The sequence below is a fragment of the Aminobacter sp. MSH1 genome (assembly GCF_003071665.1).
Classification (GTDB): Bacteria; Pseudomonadota; Alphaproteobacteria; order Rhizobiales; family Rhizobiaceae; genus Aminobacter; species Aminobacter niigataensis.
Genome location: NZ_CP026265.1, coordinates 3,772,811 through 3,787,766, shown reverse-complemented (window position 1 = coordinate 3,787,766; position 14,956 = coordinate 3,772,811). Strand labels below are relative to the sequence as shown.

Below are 14,956 nucleotides of genomic sequence, written 5' to 3'. Positions count from 1 at the left end.
GTGAGCAAGGCGAACGACGCGACAGGGTCTCTGTTGGACGCGGTGCGCGTTGCCGACCACGACCGTTATCTCTCCGTACTCTATGCGCCCGAGCAAAAGCGCCCGGCGCTTCTCGCGCTTTACGCCTTCAATGCCGAGATCGCAGCCATCCGCGACCGCGTCAGCGAGCCCATGCCGGGCGAGATCAGGCTGCAATGGTGGCGCGACGTCATCGCATCGGGCCAAAGCGAGCTGGGTGCGGGCCATCCCGTGGCCTCGGCCTTGATGGCGGCGATTGCGACCCATCGGCTGCCCGTCGCCGCCTTCGACAACTACCTCGAAGCACGCATCTTCGACCTCTACGACGACCCGATGCCTTCGCGCACCGATCTGGAGGGCTATTGCGGCGAGACCGCCTCGGCGATGATCCAGCTTGCGGCACTGGTTCTCGATGCCGACGAGGCGCCGAAACATGCCGAGCTTGCCGGCCACGCCGGCTGCGCGCAGGCGATCACCGGGCTGTTGCGGCTGCTGCCGGCCCACAGCACCCGCGGCCAATGTTATGTGCCACGCGACATCCTGGCTGCGGCCGGCACGACGCCGGACGAATTTGTCGCCGGCGGCAAGACGCCTTCATCGAGGCATGCCGTCCAGGCGATGGCTGCGCTCGCGCGGGAACATCTCCGCGCCTTCGAACGCGGCGCCAAGACCTTGCCGGTAAGCTTGCGGCCGGCATTCCTGCCGCTGTCCCTGACGGGCGCCTATCTCGACCGGCTGGAGCGCGGCAAGGACGGCATCTCAGTGCTGCGCAAGCATCTGCTGATGTTGAAGACGGCTTCGCGCGGCTGGTAGTGACCTCAGGCGGTCGCGTCGTGGTCGTCGCGTCTGGTGAAGAACAAGAAGCGGTCGAGGCCACGTGAGTTCACGTAGGACCGGACGTCGCGATGCAGGCGTCGGGCGACGCTTGCCGAGGCCGTATTGTCCGTGGCGACGATCGAGCCGATCTCCATTTCGTCCCTGGTTGCGAAGCCGTATGCCATTGCGGCGCGGGCTGCCTCGAGCGCGATGCCGCGGCCGCGCCAGGCGGGGGCGACATGATAGCCGATCTCGAGGATGCGAACGCCACCGGCGTCCTGCCAGGTCGGCCCGCAATCGCCGATCAGCGCGCCGCTGGCCTTGTCGACGATCGCCCACAGCCCGAAACCGTCCTGCCGGTAGCGATCCCGGTTTCTGCCGATCCATTCGATGGCGGCGCTTTCGGTCGTCATCTCCGGATAGAACCGGCGCGCATAGTCGTCGGCAAAGACCGCCAGGATGGCCGCCTGATCGCCAGGCACCATCTCCCTCAGGATCAGGCGCTTGGTCTCGGGGGGAGCCATCTTTTTGCCCCGTTTATTCCGCCGCCTGTGCCGCTTCGGCAATGCCGAGCCAGGCGCGGCAATCGACCAGCGCGCGCGCCGTCATCGCCTTCTTCTTGGCAATGGTCTTTTCCTTGCCGCGCAGGCGCTTGCCTTCGACCTTGGGCGCTTCCATCACCGGGAACAGCCCGAAATTGACGTTCATAGGCTGGAACGAGCGTTTGCCGGGCTCATCGTCGGAGACGATGTGGCCGCCGGTGATATGGTTCAGCAGCGCGCCGAAGGCTGTGGTGCCGGGCGGCGGCGGCATGTGCTGGCCGAGGCGTTCGGCTGCGGCGAAGCGTCCGGCGAGCAGGCCGATGGCGGCACTTTCGACATAACCCTCGCAGCCGGTGATCTGGCCGGCGAAACGCAGGCCGGGCCGCGACTTGAGTTGCAGCGTCGGGTCGAGCAGCGTTGGCGAATTGAGGTAGGTGTTGCGGTGCAGGCCGCCGAGGCGGGCGAATTCGGCATTTTCCAGACCCGGAATCATCCGCAGCACATCGACCTGCTCGCCATGCTTCAGCTTGGTCTGGAAACCGACCATGTTGTAGAGCGTGCCCAGGGCATTGTCCTGGCGCAGCTGGACGACGGCATAGGCCTTGACTGTCGGGTTGTGGGCGTTGGTCAGCCCCATCGGCTTCATCGGGCCATGACGCAACGTCTCGGGACCGCGCTCGGCCATGATCTCGATCGGCAGGCAGCCGTCGAAATAGGGCGTGCCTTCCCACTCCTTGAACTCGGTTTTCTGGCCGTCGAGCAGTGCCTGGACGAAGGCCTCGTAATGCTCCTTGTCCATCGGGCAGTTGATGTAGTCCTTGCCGGTGCCGCCGGGGCCGACCTTGTCGTAGCGCGACTGGAACCAGCAGACATTCATGTCGATGCTGTCGAAATGGATGATCGGCGCGATGGCGTCGAAGAAGGCGAGCGCGTCGGCGCCGGTGCTGGCGGCGATCGCTTCGGCGAGCGAGGGAGCAGTCAGCGGGCCGGAGGCGATGATCGCCTGGTCCCAGTCGGCGGGCGGCAGGCCGGTGACTTCCTCGCGCATGATGGTGATCAGCGGATGGGCTTCGAGCCGGGCGGTGACGGCGTTGGAAAAGCCGTCGCGGTCGACGGCGAGCGCGCCGCCGGCGGGAACCTGGTTGGCGTCGCCGGCACTCATGATCAGCGAACCGGCAAGCCGCATCTCGGCGTGCAGCAGGCCAACCGCGTTGGTTTCGGCGTCGTCCGACCGGAACGAGTTGGAACAGACCAGTTCGGCCAGGCCCTCGGTTTTGTGTGCGTCGGTGCCGCGCACGGGGCGCATCTCATGCAGGATCACCGGCACGCCAGCCGAGGCCGCCTGCCATGCTGCTTCCGATCCGGCGAGGCCGCCGCCGACGATGTGAATGGGTTTTGTGCTCATGGTCGCGGGAATAATCCCTTGGGCGGGCGAATGCAACGATTGCGCCGGGTGATAGGGGGTTGCGGGCGCTGCGCGGCAACTTTTAAGATGCCGCCATGACGAGGCTTTCAATCTCTCATGTGCTGCTGGCGGGCCTGCTATCCGTCTCGACCGTCGGTGCAGTCCCCAAGTCGAGCCACGCCGCGCCGGGCACGAAGCGCATCGACATCTGCCATGGCTATGGTTGCGCTTTCCGTTCGCGCCTCGACATCGGGCCAGGCGATGCTGCGAGATTTGCCTCGATCCTCGCTGCGGGCCGATCCTCGCCGAAAGCCGAGCGCGCGGCGATTGCAAGGGCAGTGGGCTATTTCGAGAAGCGGGCGCAGCAGGTGACCGGCGTACGCGACGCACCCCAGTCGGAGTTCGGCGCCTCGAAGATCAAGGGTCAGATGGATTGCGTCGACGAATCGACCAACACTGACGCGCTGCTGCGCTATCTCCAGGGGCGTGGCCTGCTCAGGTACCACAAGGTCGAGGCGAGAACCTCGCGTGGCTTCCTGCTCGACGGCCGCTATCCGCACTGGACAGCCGTGGTCCGCGCGCCCGATGGCGTGAAATGGGTCGTTGATTCCTGGTATGCCCCGATGGGCGGCGCCCCCGACATCATCCCGCTACGCGACTGGAAGCAGCGTGGCGTGCTCGAAAGCGGCGCGCTGAACTAGACAGCAGCACATCGGACCGAATTGGAACTTTCGCGGGCCCAAAACAACAACACCCGCCGGGGGAGGAGATCCGGCGGGTGTCGTTTTGGGTGGTCAGCCTTCTGGGAGGAGGAAGCTGACCTATTCGCCTTTGCCGGGGAGGAGGTCGGCGCAGGCAGAATTCTTGTCGCCAGTTCGAAGAGGGCGAAGCTCTCGGGGTAACAACACCTGCCGGGGGAGGAGGATCCGGCAGGTGTCGTTTTGAGTGGTCAGCCTTCTGGGAGGAGGAAGCTGACCTATTCGCCTTTGCCGGGGAGGAGGTCGGCGCAGGCAGAATTCTTGTCGCCAGTTCGAAGAGGGCGAAGCTCTCGGGTAACGACACCCGCCCGGGGAGGAGGTCGGGCGGGTGTGTTAAGGTGGTCAGCTTATCGGGAGGAAGAAGCTGACCGGATCCGCCATTGCCGGGGAGGAGGTCGGCGCTGACGGAAAGCTTGAATTAGATTGCGCGGCGGGCGATCGACTGGATCTCGCCACGATTGATGCCGAGATCGGCAAGCTGGCGGTTCGACAGACGGCCAAGCTCGTTCACCGTCTCGCGATAAGCGCGCCAGTTACGGTAAGTGCGGAGCAAGTTCATTTTAGTTCTCTTTTCGGTTCGGACAGGTGGGTCCAGTGGACCCGGTTTCGGTTAGATGGCTTTACGCGCGACGAAGTGGATGTCGCTGCGGGTGATGCCGAGGTCGGTCAGTTCACGGTTCGACAGGCGGCTCAGCTCGGAGACGGTGTCACGGTAGCGGCGCCAGTTGCGGTAGTTGCGGATCAGGTTCATCTTCGTTTTCCGTTCGTCTTCTTTTCTCTTCTGTGTACGAGGCGTAGATAGGATGGCCTTGCCCAAAATTGAAGCGCTATGCTCGCATGGCAGCAATGCGTTTTGTGCATTGCAGCATTAATGGGCATTAAGCCTTCGGTCATAATTGCGACCGAATCTGAAATTCGCCATGATCACAACGGCTTGGCCACAACAGGCAGTCGGTAGGGGGGACGCGACTTATGGCGAGCTATGCCACCAAGGTGAAGAACGACATCGGACGATGGGTCGAAACCGGGTTGCTTGACCGGGCAACCGGCGATGCGCTTGTTCGTGACGTCGAGGCCAGCGAGCGCAACGGGCTCAATTTCGGTTCGATCCTGGCGATCATGGCGGCTCTTTTGTTTGCTGCCGCCATCCTCATTCTTGTCGCCGCCAACTGGGAAGCGATCCCGCGCATTGCTCGCGTTGGCGCCTTGTTCGCCGTCATCTTTATCGGATATGTCGGCGGCGCCTCGCTCAAGCAGCGTGGCCACGGTGGTATCGCCGAAGCGCTGTGGCTGGTCGCTGCCGCGGCGTTCGGTGGCTCGATCGCGCTGATCGGCCAGATGTACCACTTCGCCGGCGACGAAAGCGCGGCCGTGGTCACCTGGTGCATCGGCACCGCGATTGCCGCTGCCGCGCTGCGCTCCAACGCGCTGACCGTCGCAGCTGTCGGCATCGCCGACGCCTGGCTGGTGCTGAAGGGCTTCGATATCTTCCGTCGCTCGGAATTCCCGCATTTCTTCGTCGTCTTCATGGCGGCGTTCTGGGCGCTGTCGTTCTGGACGCAGAGCCGCGCTGCCCGGCATCTGATTGCGCTGTCGGTCATTCTCTATGCGGTGCTGCTCGGCTTTCACTATGAGTCGCTGGAGGTTGGCCTGGTGCTTGCGCTGGTCTCGGCGGTGCTTCTCGCCGTTGCGGCCCTGGCGCCTGTCGCTGCGGAACGCCTTGTCCAACTCGGTGGGCGACTGCCCCTGCATGCGCTGATCGGCTTCCTTTCTGGTATGGGCATGGTTCAGCTCGACAGGTTCGACGAGCAGGGTTTTGTCATTGCCGCCGCCGTCGCGCTGGCGGTCATTGCCGCGACCATCGTCTTCCTTGGCCGCGAGAGTCGCGGCTTGCGCTGGATCGCCTATGTCGGCTTCGCCTTCGAACTGGCGATTGTCTATCTCGTGACAGTCGGCTCGATGCTCGGCACGGCCGGCTTCTTCTTCGCAGCGGCAATAATCCTGGCGGGGCTCGCTTATGCGATCATCCGCATCGAACGACGGATGAAGCCCGAACCGGCCCGAGGAGCAGCATGATGTCCCGTTACAAGCTCGTCATTGCCGCCATCGTGCTGGCGCTCGCGCAGATCGGTTTCCTCGGTTGGATGATCGCCGGACGTGCGGCGATCTTGCGCGACGGCAAGGAAGTGCTGCTCAAGGTCGAGCCCGTCGACCCGCGCGATCTGTTGCGCGGCGACTACGTCCGGCTGGGCTACGACATTTCGCGCATAGAGGTGGAGAATATCGCCAACCTGCCCCAGGGCGAGCTGGCGACGGCCGAAGGGCCCGTCGTCGTGCGGCTGAAGAAGGACGCTGACGGCTACTGGCGCGCGACGTCCGCATGGCTGGGCGCTGCTGCTGCAACGCCCGCCGGCGCAGACGAAGTCGACATGGTCGGGCACGTGTCCGATGGCTGGAGCCTGACCCCGGGCTCGACCATCGGCGTCGACTACGGCATCGAGCGTTTCTACGTGCCGGAAGGCGAGGGGCTGGCGATCGAGGAGGAGATGCGCAAGCGTAACTCCGGCGCGGAACCCGAATTACGCAGCTTTGGCATCAAGGTAGCGGTGGCCAGCGACGGCAGCGGCCAGATCAAGGCTTTGATGGACGGCGAGACCATGCTGTTCGAGGAACCGCTTTATTGAGACGTTCGCTTCCAGAGGCCAGGAATGTGTGAAATAACGAGACGAATTATGTCTCTGTCAATTTTGCAAAAGAAGTCTGCATGAAATGAAGATTGCCATTGTTGCAGAGCACGCTTCGGCCCGTCTTGGCGGTGAGGCCATTCTGCCGTTGCAGTACTTCCGCATCCTGCGTGACAGAAATTACGATGTTTGGCTTATCGTGCATGAACGGACGCGGGAAGAACTCGAAGGTCTCTTCGGTAATGACCCGCGGGTGATATTCACACCCGACACGCCGTTAATTCGTCTTCTCTGGCGCCTTGGGGCATTTCTTCCGCAGCGTGTGGCGAATTTTTCGACCGGCTATCTGATGCGGATTTTGACGCAGCGACGACAGGTCAAAGAAGCACGCCGTCTCGTCGTGGAAGAAGGTGTGCAAATCGTCCACCAGCCGATTCCTGTCTCGCCTCGTGAACCGTCGATGCTTTTTCGCCTTGGGGCGCCGGTTGTGGTTGGCCCCCTGAATGGCGGTATGGAATTTCCGCCGGGGTTCCGCGATCGGAGTTCCGTGCTCGAGGATTATGCCGTTGCCGCTGCCCGGGCGATGACCAATGTGATGAACCGGCTCATCCCCGGCAAGCGCCTGGCGAGCGTGGTCATGGTCGCCAACCAGCGTAGTCGCATGGCCTTGCCTGGTGGCCTGGGTGGCAAGGTCATCGAGATCTGCGAGAATGGCGTGGACTTTTCCCTGTGGAGCGGAACCGCCGCACAAGACCCGCAGTCGGGACCTTCGCATACGCGCTTCGTTTTCACCGGGCGTCTTGTCGACTGGAAGGGCGTCGATCTGCTGTTGCGTGCGTTTGCCCGGGCCAGGGACCTTGCGCCCATGAGCCTGCTGATCATGGGGGACGGGGACGCTCGCGAGCGGCTGGAAAAGCTTGCCCGCGAACTGGGCCTTCTTTCCTCGGACGAGGCTGCGGGCAAGGTGCGCTTTGCGGGATGGCTGAGCCAGAAGGAATGCGCCGAGGCCCTGGCCGCTCGAGACGCCCTGGTGCTTCCCAGCCTGTATGAATGCGGAGGCGCTGTCGTCCTTGAGGCTATGGCGCTTTCCAAGCCGGTGATCGCCACTGCCTGGGGAGGGCCGCTGGATTACCTCAACACGGAATGCGGCATACTCGTGCCGCCGCTTTCGCCTGATGCGTTGATCGACGGTCTGGCGGAGGCATTGCGGAAGCTCGCCAGTTCGCCGGATCTCAGGGCGTCAATGGGGCAGGCGGCGCAGCTTCGTGTCCGCGCCGAATTTGATTGGGAGCGCAAGGTGGACGCCGTTCTGGACGTCTATGCGTCGGCATTGCGAGGCAGCACGGCGCCATTGTGAATGGTGTCGGGTCCTGCCCGACTGGTACTCTCTACCAAGAGGTTTCTAGTCCGCCAGCAGGGTGATTTTGGTGCGGATGATAGGAGTCGAACCTACACGCCTCTCGGCACTGGAACCTAAATCCAGGGCGTCTACCAGTTCCGCCACATCCGCATGCGAACGCCAATCCCATGCTGCCATCATTCTGTCAATCTCGGAGCGGAAATCACCTCGACCGGGAGAAACCGCGAAGATAGTTGAAAATTGGCCCCGCCTGTGACAAAAGGCCTGTCGAATAAGATGGGACGCAAAGGCCCGTCTCTGCAGGATGCGATAAGAAGTCAAAAAAACAACAGCTTATCGTAATCTTCGGACGACGGCGGAACAAACGGACCGCATATGGCGGACCTTGGATGCCGATTTGCGAACTTGAAGCCACCCCCGGCAAACGAATTCCGGCAGGCGGAACGGCAGGGAGCCGTCCAAGCCGCGCCATACGTAAAACAAAGGTTTGATGATGCAGGTCACCGAAACGCTCAACTCCGGCCTCAAGCGCGAGATCAAGGTCTCGGTTCCTGCCGGCGACATGGAAGCCCGTCTCGTGAAGCGGCTTTCGGCTGCCAAGGACAAGGTCCGCATCAACGGTTTCCGTCCGGGCAAGGTGCCGATGCAGCACCTGCGCAAGGTTTACGGCAAGTCCTTCATGGCCGAGGTTGTCAATGAGATCCTGACCGACTCGACCCGCACGATCATTTCCGACCGCGGCGAAAAGGCTGCGATGCAGCCGGACGTGGTGATGACCGAGGACGAGAAGGAAGCCGAGAAGATCCTCGAGGGCGGCGCCGATTTCGAGTTCTCGCTGAGCTACGAAGTCATCCCGGCGATCGAGATCAAGGACTTCTCCGACATCAAGGTGTCGCGCCCGGTCTATGACGTCCCGGAAAGCGAAATCGACGAGCAGGTCAACCGCGTAGCCGAATCGGCGCGTTCCTATGAGCCGAAGACCGGCAAGGCGGCCGAAGGCGACCGCGTCACCATCGACTACGTCGGCAAGATCGACGGCGTTGCCTTCGATGGCGGCACGGGTGGCGACCAGCCGCTGGTGCTCGGTTCCAAGGAATTCATCCCCGGCTTCGAGGACCAGCTGGTCGGCGCCAAGGCCGGCGACGAGAAGCTCGTCACCGTGACTTTCCCGGAAAACTATCAGGCCAGCCATCTGGCCGGCAAGGAAGCGACCTTCGACGTCACCGTCAAGGAAGTCGCGGCTCCCGGCAAGCTCGAGGTCAATGACGAGACTGCCAAGAACCTCGGCCTGGAATCGCTGGAGAAGCTGCGTGACATCGTTCGCGGCCAGATCGAGAACCAGTTCGGCGCCATGACGCGCCAGAAGGTCAAGCGCCAGCTGCTCGACCAGCTCGACGGTTCGTATCAGTTCGAGGCGCCCTCCAAGCTCGTCGAAGCCGAATTCGGCAACATCTGGAGCCAGGTGACCCGCGATCTCGAGATCGCCGGCCGTACCTTCGCCGACGAAGAGACGACTGAAGAAGAAGCCCGCGCCGAATATCAGCGTCTTGCCGAGCGTCGCGTGCGCCTCGGCCTGGTTCTGGCCGAGATCGGCGAAAAGGCTGGCGTGACGGTCAACGACGAAGAGCTGCAGCGCGGCCTGTTCGACACGGTTCGCCGCTACCCGGGCAGCCAGCAGCAGGAAGTGTTCGACTTCTACCGCAACAACCCGTCGGCGCTGGTCAACCTGCGCGCGCCGCTGTTCGAGGAGAAGGTCGTCGATCACCTGCTGTCGCAGATCACCGTCACCGACAAGAAGGTGAGCAAGGAAGAGCTGCTCGCCGACGACGAGGACGAGGCATCGGAAAAGCCGGCGAAGAAGGCTTCGGCCAAGAAGGCCGACAAGGCTGAGGGCGAAGAGCCCAAGAAGAAGGCCGCTCCGAAGAAGAAGGCCAAGGAAGCCGACGCCGAATAAGGCGCCGTCCCTTAGACGAAACGAAAAGGCCGCTGGAGCGATCCGGCGGCCTTTTTGATTCCTGATGGTGCAGGGCGCCGCCTGGGCGACCGGCCATCGGGTCAGATGAGCAGCAACCCCTTCATGCTGGCAAAACCGTTCTTGCCGATGATGATGTGGTCATGCACCGCGATGCCGAGTGGCTTGGCGGTGTCGATGATGGTCCTGGTCATGTCGATGTCGGCACGCGACGGCGTCGGGTCGCCGGAAGGATGGTTGTGGACCTCCCGAACGGATCCAGTCATCATGCTGAAAAGTAAAGAGAATATATTTCTGGCTCATAGCATGGGTGCTGCTTCTGGGAGCGGTTTTGCGGTTGTCCTCCGTGATCATCACGCTCACTCACCAGCGTTCATCGTCAGTCGCCTTGACGCACGGCACGCCACGGTATTTTTCCGATCCCACATCTCAAGCTCCTCGATTGGATACAGCACTGCTTTTCCGATTTTGATGTACGTCGGTCCAATCCTCATGGCTCGCCAGTTTCGCAGCGTGCCAACGGAAATGCTCCCACGGTAGCGCTCCGACAATTCCTCATCGGTCAGATATTTCCTGTCATCCATCAAGGCCTCCAATTGTTCGCCGCCGGCAGCACTGCTGGTGGCATCGCAAACCACTTCCTGCAGCAGGCTCGGGCACACTCCCGAACCGTTGATCATGCATTTGCTCGTCTATTGGGGTCTATGGACGAGAAATGGAACACGCGGAGGAGGGGAGTAGTAACAACGGATATGGCCGGATAGAAATCGGCTGAACTGCTGACCAAAATCGCAAAGCCCCTCCGCCTGGTCGAGCCGCCGAGATTGAAACGTGGCTGACAGCGCCTTGGGCAGAGGCAAGCAAACTGCAGCGTCCGCTGCCTGACGACATGTTGACGATCGTGGACCTCCGCCGAGCCAGCTCGTTTCAACTCAATCCCAAGCGTCGTTGACCTAGAAAATCCCTCGATGTCGAATACCAGTCACATCTTCCCGCAACAGCAGTTGCGCCCGCGTCACGGATCTGGATAGGAGTTCCGCCGAGCCTTCGCAAACCCTCGATCTGTCGCGATAAAGCGCTGGAGCATCGGTACGATCAGACGGGCGGGCTCGGTTGCCGACTGACCGCTCTCGCGGCCGAGGATTTCCGCATAAGTCTTGAGATCGCGATGCAGTGACGCTGGAAGCTCCACCGTCACCTTGACGGGCCTGTCGTCGGCGATGGGACCCAACTTCAGCTTGGTCATTATGTTGCTCCATAGGGCTCGAGCACGAGATCGCGCGTGACAATGACGCGTACCGGGAAGCCTGGCCGGATAGTCAGCGTCGGCGCTACGGTAAGCTGTCTGCGGATGATCTGCTGGCCGGCGTCGTTGATCGTGTCCTGCGCTCCATCGCGAATTGCGCGCAACAGCCGGTTCTCGTCGTCGATCGCCAACTCCGCACCGGCAGCTAGCAACGTGGAGAGACCGGCGGCTTTGGCCAGATCCCACCAGTGATAGTCGACCCCATCCTCAAGGCCTGCATTGCCTTGCGTATCGGCGCCCGGCTGACGCTCGAGAACTATGGAATGGCCAGTCGGAAAAATGAGCCTGTTCCAGACAAGAAGCGCGCGGCGTTGGCCGAATTGGACGTTGTTGTCATACTGCCCGATGATCCGCGTGCCCTGGGGCACGAGCAGGGCGCGACCGGTTGGACTGTCGTAAATGTTCTCCGTTACCTGCGCGGTGACCTGACCGGGTAGATCGGACCTGATGCCGGTGATGAGGGCTGCCGGGATGACGGCGCCGGCCTGGAGAACGAAGGGCGATGCCGGCGACGTGACGCGGTCGCGCGCCACTGTGCGTCTGTCGGTGGCGGCGTTGAGGAAAGCCAGTTGCTTGTCCTGCGGGGTCTGCTCGCCAAGCTGGCCTGCCAGGCCAGCGCCCGGAAAGCCCGACGCCGGTTCTTCCGTCCCGACCGTTGCGGCCGATCCTCCCCGTGACTGGAAAAAGACGGCGCTGGTCCGTGCGGCCTCTTCCTCAGCGCGCCGGCGTTGTTCCGCCTCGTCAACAGCCGGGACCATGATCGCGGGCGGCACGACGGGTTGCCCCCGGTTCAATGCGTTGAGGATAGGCCGGCCGAGGTCGCCTGGCAGTGCCGGCCCGAGGATCGGGCCGCTATAGTCGCGCGGCAGGCCGGCGAGACCATCGGCGGGCTGCCGATTGGCGGTCGAGTAAAGCTCTTGATCGTCGGCACCTGGGACGTGCGTCTGAAGCGCATAGATTAGTGCCCCGCCGATGCCGAGCGAGGCTGCGACGCCGACGCCGACGATGACCTTGGGTGACAGACGGGTAATGCGCGGCGGTTCGGCGCGAAGGCGCATCGAGTCCATTTCGCTCATGACGATCGCCTTCCATCCGTGCGTACAATCCTGACGGTCGGCTGCCGATCGCCGCTGCCAAGACGCAACTCGGCTGCGCCGAACAGGCGATCGACGATCAGGATGTGTTGGTAGATGCGGCTGTTGGCGATCTGGGATTCGCCGTCCGGGCCGATGACCAGGAGTGGCGGCATCTCGCCCTGCACGATGCCGCGTGGAAACTCGACAAAGACGCGCCTGCCGTCGTCATAGACAGCGACCGGCCTCCACGGAGGACTGTCGCCTGTGAGACCATAGCGATAGTTACGCGCCGCGACGGCCGGTATGAGGGGCGTTGCCGGAACGGTCTGGCGCTGTGCGGCAGGTGGCTTCGGATAAGTCCAGGCCACCGCCGGCATGTAGGGCGTTTCCCCGGAACGCAGCTCGATCATGTAGGTGCGCCGGTCGGTGGTGATGACGAGGTTGGTCGAGATGTCGGCGCGGGTAGGTTTTACCAACACATGGACTCGCCGGGCGATCCCGCTACCGCTTTCGGTGTCTCCGATGATCCAGCGGGCGGTGTCGCCCGCAGCGATTGGGCCTGCGCCGGTCAGGTTCTCACCGAACTCGAGCGCGATATTGGTGATCTGCCCTGGAGCTGCATAGACTTGATAGAGAGCGCCTTCGCTCCAGGGGTAGATCTGGATGGCATTGTAATAGCCTTCGCGGCGCGGTTGGACGCGCGCGGCGACATTGGCATTTTCGACACGCGCTGTCGGTGTCGAGGCAACTGTGCCGCCACGTGCTGGGGTCCATTCTGGCGGGGTATGGAGAGGCTTCGGCTTGTCATCTGCCGCAGCCATGGGGATCGCCGGGAGGGGCGGCACGTCGGCGTCGTAGCTGACCATAGGCGGTTTGCTGGTTGCGCAACTCGCGAGCGTGGCGGAAAGCAAAAGGACTGGAACTACCGATTTGCGGAAGGTCAGATTGCTGCCTGGACGGATCTTGGGCCGATTCATTGGCTCATCTCCTGCGACCAATTGATGGCGTTGACGTAGATGCCGAGCGGATTTGCACGGAGCCTTTCGGCATCGCGTGGCGGCTGGATCACGTTGGTCAGGATCGCAGTCCAGCGCTGGGTCGTAGAGAGCTTCCCGCCCTCGTAGTGGCGCTCGGTCCAGGCGACGCGAAACGAGTCCGGCGAGGCGCGGATGACCGAGGAGACCTCGACGGCGATCTGTTGCTTGCCGACCTTGGTGAATGGGTCATTGGTGCGAGCGAAGTCGTTGAGCGCTGCAGCACCACGATCCGTGGTCCATTCATAGGCGCGCAGCCAGTTCTGCCGGACGATGATCGGGTCAGCCGGGATCGAGCGGACCTGTTCGATGAAGCGGGCGAGATGCCATGCGATCTGCGGATCGGTCGGACGATAGTCGGCGCTTGCTGGTACGACAGCCTGCGCCTGACCAAGATTGTCGACTTGCACGACCCAGGGTACGACAGTTCCCCGCGCCGACTGCCAGAAGAGTGCTGCTGCGAACCCGCCAGACAGGATCAGCGATCCAAATGCCATGTAGCGCCAGTTCTTGGCCTGGACGCGGGCTGAGCCGATACGTTCGTCCCAGATCTGCGCGGCCTTTTGATATGGAGTCTCGGGTTGAGGTGTCTTGCCGTAATGCGCGGCGGGTCGCGAGAAGAGGTTCATGAACGATCACTTGTTTGAAGGTTGACGGAAGAGGCGGATGCATGGCTGTCTCCGGAGCGGATGGCGTGCGCGGTTGTCTGGACGGCATGGCCCATGTGGCCGGACCGGCTCATACGCTGCGCCCAGCCGGGCGGTGGGCTGGGCGCATGGATGGCGGAACCGCCCGCAGTTTCACTCGCGCCTCCGACCGAGCCCATGGTCGAGGAGCCGCCGGTCGAGCTGAAGCCGGCCTTGATGCCTTCGGCGAAGCTTGACTTGACGCTAGCGGCAGCCCTGCGAAGCGGCGATGTCGCCGCGTTTCCTGCGGCATGTGCGACGCCCCCGAGTCCGGATACGCTGCCGGCCGCTCCGGACTGACCGAGGGATGCGAGTGAATAAGCAGAAGATGCCGCGCCAGCGGCGGATGCACCGCCACGGGCGGCTGCCGCGCCAGCCGAGACAGCGGCAGCGCCGCCCTTCGCCGCAAGACCAGCAGCGGCCAGCGTCATACCACCTGCGGCAAGACCCGTGCCCACCGCCGCCCCGGCGCCAAGCTGGGGTCCACCGCTGACTAGCCCCGACGCAATGCCGGGACCGAAGATGCCGAGACCAAGCAGCGACAGGGCGGCGAGCACGACAGCCATGGCTTCGTCGATGCTCGGGGTCTGGCCGCCAAAGCCTTGGGTGAACTGGCTGAACAATGTCGAGCCGATGCCGATGATCAAGGCAAGCACCAGCACTTTGATACCGGAGGACACAACGTTTCCGAGCACACGTTCCGCCATGAAGGCGGTCTTGCCGAACAGGCCGAAGGGGATCAGCACGAAGCCGGCCAGCGTGGTCAGCTTGAACTCGATCAGCGTGACGAAGAGCTGGATTGCCAGAATGAAGAAGGCGAGGATGACCAGCGCCCATGCGAAGAGCAGGCAGGCGATCTGGATGAAGTTCTCGAAGAAAGCGACCCATCCCATCAAGTCGGAGATGGACTCAAGCAGCGGCCGGGCCGCATCCAGCCCGGTTTGTGCCACCTTGCCGGGACGCATCAGGTCCGCCGTCGAAAATCCCGTGCCGGAGCCCTTGAGGCCGAGGCCCGCGAAACTGTCGAAGACGATGTTTGCGAGATTGTTCCAGTTGGAGATGAGGTAGGCGAAGACGCCGACAAACAGTGTCTTCTTGACCAGCCGTGCAATGATGTCGTCGTCAGCGCCCCAGCTCCAGAACAGAGCCGCCAGCGTCACGTCAATGACAATCAGCGTGGTGGCGATGAAGGCGACTTCTCCGCCGAGCAGGCCAAATCCGCTGTCGTGTCCGTCGTCAGAACATTTGGCGCAGATTGGGGCGTAGACTAGCGGAGAGCGGGCCTCGTCTGGGATTTGA

17 protein-coding genes and 1 tRNA gene are annotated in these 14,956 nt (G+C 62.8%); 6 read left to right on the top strand and 12 right to left on the bottom strand.

Features of this window, described 5'->3' with window-relative positions:
• Positions 1–831, top strand: a complete 831-nt coding sequence (locus tag CO731_RS18740; RefSeq protein ID WP_245439405.1) for a phytoene/squalene synthase family protein — start codon at positions 1–3, stop codon at positions 829–831.
• A gap of 5 nt (positions 832–836) precedes the next feature.
• Here CO731_RS18740 and CO731_RS18735 read toward each other — a convergent pair whose 3' ends face one another.
• The gene (locus CO731_RS18735) at positions 837–1,358 is read right to left on the bottom strand and encodes a GNAT family N-acetyltransferase (RefSeq protein WP_108608303.1); all 522 of its coding nucleotides are present in this window, start codon (positions 1,356–1,358) and stop codon (positions 837–839) included.
• A 13-nt stretch (positions 1,359–1,371) separates the two neighbouring features.
• Positions 1,372–2,781 carry a methylenetetrahydrofolate--tRNA-(uracil(54)-C(5))-methyltransferase (FADH(2)-oxidizing) TrmFO gene (trmFO, locus tag CO731_RS18730; RefSeq protein ID WP_108608302.1) on the bottom strand — a complete coding sequence of 470 codons (1,410 nt, stop codon included), beginning with the start codon at positions 2,779–2,781 and terminating at the stop codon, positions 1,372–1,374.
• A 95-nt stretch (positions 2,782–2,876) separates the two neighbouring features.
• Between trmFO and CO731_RS18725 the strand changes: the two genes are divergently transcribed.
• Positions 2,877–3,482 (top strand): hypothetical protein, encoded by a 606-nt coding sequence (locus CO731_RS18725; RefSeq protein ID WP_108608301.1) that lies wholly within the window; start codon positions 2,877–2,879, stop codon positions 3,480–3,482.
• A 475-nt stretch (positions 3,483–3,957) separates the two neighbouring features.
• On the opposite strand, the gene CO731_RS18720 is transcribed toward CO731_RS18725, so the two are convergent.
• Complete coding sequence (locus tag CO731_RS18720; RefSeq protein WP_018427695.1) at positions 3,958–4,098, bottom strand: DUF1127 domain-containing protein; 141 nt, start codon at positions 4,096–4,098, stop codon at positions 3,958–3,960.
• 51 nt (positions 4,099–4,149) lie between these two features.
• Complete coding sequence (locus CO731_RS18715) at positions 4,150–4,290, bottom strand: DUF1127 domain-containing protein (RefSeq protein WP_082496386.1); 141 nt, start codon at positions 4,288–4,290, stop codon at positions 4,150–4,152.
• A 221-nt stretch (positions 4,291–4,511) separates the two neighbouring features.
• Here CO731_RS18715 and CO731_RS18710 point away from each other — a divergent pair, with 221 nt between their 5' ends.
• The 3 genes from CO731_RS18710 (at position 4,512) to CO731_RS18700 (ending at position 7,580) form a co-directional block, all read left to right on the top strand.
• The gene (locus tag CO731_RS18710; RefSeq protein ID WP_108608300.1) at positions 4,512–5,615 is read left to right on the top strand and encodes a DUF2157 domain-containing protein; all 1,104 of its coding nucleotides are present in this window, start codon (positions 4,512–4,514) and stop codon (positions 5,613–5,615) included.
• The gene (locus CO731_RS18705) at positions 5,612–6,223 is read left to right on the top strand and encodes a GDYXXLXY domain-containing protein (RefSeq protein WP_108608299.1); all 612 of its coding nucleotides are present in this window, start codon (positions 5,612–5,614) and stop codon (positions 6,221–6,223) included. Before CO731_RS18710 ends, CO731_RS18705 begins: the two co-directional genes overlap by 4 nt.
• Positions 6,224–6,308: 85 nt before the next feature.
• A complete protein-coding gene (locus CO731_RS18700; protein ID WP_108608298.1) occupies positions 6,309–7,580 on the top strand; it encodes a glycosyltransferase family 4 protein in 1,272 nt (423 codons plus the stop codon).
• A gap of 68 nt (positions 7,581–7,648) precedes the next feature.
• Here the strand turns inward: CO731_RS18700 and CO731_RS18695 are convergent.
• Positions 7,649–7,733: transfer RNA gene (locus tag CO731_RS18695), tRNA-Leu, on the bottom strand.
• Between the two features lie 343 nt (positions 7,734–8,076).
• On the opposite strand from CO731_RS18695, the gene tig reads away from it, so the two are divergent.
• Complete coding sequence (tig, locus tag CO731_RS18690; protein WP_108609920.1) at positions 8,077–9,537, top strand: trigger factor; 1,461 nt, start codon at positions 8,077–8,079, stop codon at positions 9,535–9,537.
• Between the two features lie 101 nt (positions 9,538–9,638).
• Here the strand turns inward: tig and CO731_RS18685 are convergent, their stop codons facing one another.
• The 7 genes from CO731_RS18685 to trbL all read right to left on the bottom strand — a co-directional run bounded on the left by CO731_RS18685 (position 9,639) and on the right by trbL (position 14,913).
• Positions 9,639–9,845 carry a JAB domain-containing protein gene (locus tag CO731_RS18685; RefSeq protein ID WP_256371673.1) on the bottom strand — a complete coding sequence of 69 codons (207 nt, stop codon included), beginning with the start codon at positions 9,843–9,845 and terminating at the stop codon, positions 9,639–9,641.
• Positions 9,846–9,914: 69 nt separating this feature from the next.
• Positions 9,915–10,139, bottom strand: a complete 225-nt coding sequence (locus CO731_RS18680) for a DNA-binding protein (protein WP_108609919.1) — start codon at positions 10,137–10,139, stop codon at positions 9,915–9,917.
• Positions 10,140–10,570: 431 nt separating this feature from the next.
• Positions 10,571–10,801 (bottom strand): DUF2274 domain-containing protein, encoded by a 231-nt coding sequence (locus CO731_RS18675; protein ID WP_199914490.1) that lies wholly within the window; start codon positions 10,799–10,801, stop codon positions 10,571–10,573.
• Entirely contained in the window at positions 10,801–11,937 is a 1,137-nt protein-coding gene (locus CO731_RS18670; RefSeq protein ID WP_108608297.1) for a TrbI/VirB10 family protein, read from the bottom strand. Before CO731_RS18670 ends, CO731_RS18675 begins: the two co-directional genes overlap by 1 nt.
• Positions 11,934–12,914 (bottom strand): P-type conjugative transfer protein TrbG, encoded by a 981-nt coding sequence (gene trbG, locus CO731_RS18665; RefSeq protein WP_108608296.1) that lies wholly within the window; start codon positions 12,912–12,914, stop codon positions 11,934–11,936. Before trbG ends, CO731_RS18670 begins: the two co-directional genes overlap by 4 nt.
• Positions 12,911–13,600, bottom strand: a complete 690-nt coding sequence (gene trbF / locus CO731_RS18660) for a conjugal transfer protein TrbF (protein WP_108679455.1) — start codon at positions 13,598–13,600, stop codon at positions 12,911–12,913. The genes trbG and trbF overlap by 4 nt, the downstream gene beginning before the upstream one ends.
• On the bottom strand, positions 13,597–14,913 hold the full coding sequence (gene trbL, locus CO731_RS18655; protein ID WP_108608294.1) for a P-type conjugative transfer protein TrbL: 1,317 nt from the start codon (positions 14,911–14,913) through the stop codon (positions 13,597–13,599). Before trbL ends, trbF begins: the two co-directional genes overlap by 4 nt.
• Positions 14,914–14,956 lie beyond the last annotated feature (43 nt).

Excerpts from the sequence above, each read along its gene's own strand:
- tig (WP_108609920.1), top strand. The coding sequence starts at position 8,077 with ATGCAGGTCACCGAAACGCTCAACTCCGGCCTCAAGCGCGAGATCAAG.
- CO731_RS18735 (WP_108608303.1), bottom strand. The coding sequence starts at position 1,358 with ATGGCTCCCCCCGAGACCAAGCGCCTGATCCTGAGGGAGATGGTGCCT.
- CO731_RS18710 (WP_108608300.1), top strand. The coding sequence starts at position 4,512 with ATGGCGAGCTATGCCACCAAGGTGAAGAACGACATCGGACGATGGGTC.
- CO731_RS18715 (WP_082496386.1), bottom strand. The coding sequence starts at position 4,290 with ATGAACCTGATCCGCAACTACCGCAACTGGCGCCGCTACCGTGACACC.
- CO731_RS18705 (WP_108608299.1), top strand. The coding sequence starts at position 5,612 with ATGATGTCCCGTTACAAGCTCGTCATTGCCGCCATCGTGCTGGCGCTC.
- CO731_RS18700 (WP_108608298.1), top strand. The coding sequence starts at position 6,309 with ATGAAGATTGCCATTGTTGCAGAGCACGCTTCGGCCCGTCTTGGCGGT.
- trmFO (WP_108608302.1), bottom strand. The coding sequence starts at position 2,781 with ATGAGCACAAAACCCATTCACATCGTCGGCGGCGGCCTCGCCGGATCG.
- CO731_RS18670 (WP_108608297.1), bottom strand. The coding sequence starts at position 11,937 with ATGAGCGAAATGGACTCGATGCGCCTTCGCGCCGAACCGCCGCGCATT.
- CO731_RS18720 (WP_018427695.1), bottom strand. The coding sequence starts at position 4,098 with ATGAACTTGCTCCGCACTTACCGTAACTGGCGCGCTTATCGCGAGACG.
- CO731_RS18725 (WP_108608301.1), top strand. The coding sequence starts at position 2,877 with ATGACGAGGCTTTCAATCTCTCATGTGCTGCTGGCGGGCCTGCTATCC.
- CO731_RS18675 (WP_199914490.1), bottom strand. The coding sequence starts at position 10,801 with ATGACCAAGCTGAAGTTGGGTCCCATCGCCGACGACAGGCCCGTCAAG.
- trbF (WP_108679455.1), bottom strand. The coding sequence starts at position 13,600 with ATGAACCTCTTCTCGCGACCCGCCGCGCATTACGGCAAGACACCTCAA.
- trbG (WP_108608296.1), bottom strand. The coding sequence starts at position 12,914 with ATGAATCGGCCCAAGATCCGTCCAGGCAGCAATCTGACCTTCCGCAAA.
- CO731_RS18680 (WP_108609919.1), bottom strand. The coding sequence starts at position 10,139 with ATGGATGACAGGAAATATCTGACCGATGAGGAATTGTCGGAGCGCTAC.